Annotated in this window: 3 protein-coding genes; all 3 read right to left on the minus strand. The window is 63.9% G+C overall.

The window, feature by feature from the left end:
* Positions 1-869 (minus strand): branched-chain amino acid ABC transporter permease (locus Q0C59_RS17785; RefSeq protein WP_291218033.1); only part of this gene is annotated, 869 nt, incomplete at its 3' end.
* Between the two features lie 12 nt (positions 870-881).
* A complete protein-coding gene (locus tag Q0C59_RS17790) occupies positions 882-1,676 on the minus strand; it encodes an ABC transporter ATP-binding protein (protein ID WP_291218035.1) in 795 nt (264 codons plus the stop codon).
* Positions 1,677-1,693: 17 nt separating this feature from the next.
* On the minus strand, positions 1,694-2,905 hold a 1,212-nt coding region (locus Q0C59_RS17795), incomplete at its 5' end, for an AMP-binding protein (RefSeq protein ID WP_291218037.1).

The following is a 2,905-nucleotide window of genomic DNA, read 5'->3' on the forward strand; positions in this document are numbered from 1 at the left end:
AGAGCCAGCACATACGCAAACCAGATCTCGATGCCCCCGCCCACATAGGGGCCGAGGTAGACCTCGGAGAGCTTCTCGCCCACGCCGATGATCAGGCCGCCGATGATGGCGCCGGGCACCGAGGTGAGACCGCCCAGGATGATCACGGGCAGGGCGCGCAGGGCCACCGTGGTGAGTGAGAACTGCACGCCCAGCTTGGAGCCCCAGATGATGCCGGCCACCAGCGCGGTGATGCCGGCCACAAACCAGACGATGACCCAGATGCGGTTGAGCGGAATGCCGATCGACTGAGCGGCCTGGTGGTCATCGGCCACGGCGCGCAGGGCGCGCCCGGTGGAGGTCTTCTGGAAGAACAGCGAGAGCACCATCACCAGCAGCGCAGCCACGCAGGCCGCGTAGACGTCTTCCAGGTTGACCAGCACGCCGCCTTCGAACACCCCCTCGAACAGGAAGATCGGGTCCTTGGGCATGCCCACGTCGATCTGGTAGATGTCCGAGCCGAAGATGGTCTGGCCCAGGCCATCGAGGAAGTAGGTGATGCCCAGCGTGGCCATGAGCAGCGTCACGCCCTCCTGGTTGACCAGGTGGCGCAGCACCAGGCGCTCGATCAGCCAGGCCAGCACGAACATGAGCGCGCCGGCCATGATGAAGGCGATCAGGTTGCCCAGGAACTTGTCTTCAATGCCCAGCCAGCCGGGGATCCAGCCGGAGAAGCGCGCCATGGCGAGCGCTGCGAACAGCACCATGGCGCCCTGGGCGAAGTTGAAGACGCCCGAGGCCTTGTAGATGAGCACGAAGCCCAGCGCCACCAGCGAATAGAGCATGCCGGCCATCAGGCCGCCGAGAAGAGCTTCAAGAAAGAATGCCATGGTGTTTCTCGCTCAGTGACTCGTGCCGAGGTAGGCGCTGATCACCTCCTCGTTGTTGCGGACTTCTTCGGGTGTGCCGTCGCCGATCTTCTTGCCGTAGTCCAGCACCACCACGCGGTCGGAGATGTCCATCACCACGCCCATGTCGTGCTCGATCAGCACGATGGTGGTGCCGAACTCGTCGTTCACATCGAGGATGAAACGGCTCATGTCCTGCTTCTCCTCCACGTTCATGCCGGCCATGGGTTCGTCCAGCAGCAGCACCTGCGGCTCCATGGCCAGCGCCCGGCCCAGGTCCACCCGCTTTTGCAGGCCGTAGGGCAGGGTGCCCACGGGGGTCTTGCGAAACGCCTGGATCTCCAGGAAGTCGATGATGTGTTCGACGAACTCGCGGTTGGCTTCTTCTTCCTTCTGCGCCCCGCCGATGCCGAAGGGGTTGCGGAACGCCTGCGCGAACAGGTTGCTTTTGATGCGCAGGTTGCGCCCGGTCATGATGTTGTCGATCACGCTCATGCCCTTGAAGAGCGCGAGGTTCTGGAAGGTGCGCGCGATGCCCATCTCGGCCACCTGGCGGCTGTTCATGTGCTTGAAGGTCTGGCCGCGAAAGCTGATCGAGCCCTCTTGCGGCTGGTACACGCCGTTGATGCAGTTGAGCATGGAGCTCTTGCCCGCACCGTTGGGGCCGATGATGGCGCGCACCTCGTGCTCGCGCACGTTGAAGCTGATGTCGGTGAGCGCCTTGACGCCGCCGAAGCGCAGGCTGATGTTGTGCACGTCGAGAATGACGTCGCCGATTTTTTTGCTCATGGGATGGTCTTGGTGCTTCAGGCAGCGGCTTTCACCGGGGCAAAGGTCTTGGCGTCACCGAGCTTGAGCGTGGCGCTCACCGAGCCGCTGCGCCCGTCCTCGAACTTCACCTGGATGTCGATGTACTGCTCGGTCTTGCCGCTGTAGAGCGCGTCCACCAGCGCGGCGTAGCGCTCGCTGATGAAGCCGCGGCGCACCTTGTTCGTGCGGGTGAGCTCACCATCGTCTGCGTCCAGCTCCTTGTGCAGCACCAGGAAGCGGCTGATCTGGCTGCCCGCGAGCAGCTCGTCGCGGCTCAGGTCGGCGTTGACCTTCTCCACGCAGTCGCGGATGAGTTCGTACACCTCGGGCTTCTGCGCCAGGTCGGTGTAGCCGGCGTAAGTGAGGTTGCGCCGCTCGGCCCAGTTGCCCACCGCCTCGAAGTCGATGTTGAGCATCACGCACACCCGGTCGCGCTTGTCGCCCAGGGCCACGGCTTCCTTGATGTAGCTGAAGAACTTGAGTTTGTTCTCCACGTACTTGGGCGCGAACATGGCGCCGTCGTGTGCACCGCCCATGAGGCGGCCCACGTCTTTCACGCGGTCGATGATCTTCAGGTGCCCCGAAGCGTCGATGAAGCCGGCATCACTCGTGTGGTACCAGCCGTCTGCCGTGAGCACCTCGGCCGTGGCGGTCGGGTTCTTGTAGTAGCCCTTCAAGAGCCCGGGCGACTTCACCAGGATCTCGCCCGATTCGCTGAGCTTGATCTCCACACCTTCGCAGGGCACACCCACGGTGTCGGCGCGCGCTTCGTGGTCGGGCTGCAGGCAGACGAACACGGCCGTTTCGGTGGAGCCGTAGAGCTGCTTGAGGTTGATGCCGATGGAGCGGTAGAAGCTGAAGAGGTCGGGGCCGATGGCCTCACCGGCGGTGTAGGCCACGCGCACGCGGCTCATGCCCAGGTTGTTGCGCAGCGGGCCATACACCAGCCAGTCGCCCAGCTTGTATTTGATGGAGTCCATCAGCCCGATGGACTTGCCGTCCATGCGGGTGGGGCCCACGCGGCGGGCCACGTCCATGAAGTAATGGAACATGCCGCGCTTGAGGGCACCGGCGTCTTCCATGCGGATCATCACGCTGGTGAGCAGACCTTCAAACACGCGCGGCGGGGCGAAGTAGTAGGTGGGCCCGACTTCCTTCAGGTCGATGGTGACCGTGGCGCCCGACTCCGGGCAGTTCACCACGTAGCC

The organism is Hydrogenophaga sp. (assembly GCF_022844385.1).
Lineage (GTDB): Bacteria > Pseudomonadota > Gammaproteobacteria > Burkholderiales > Burkholderiaceae_C > Hydrogenophaga.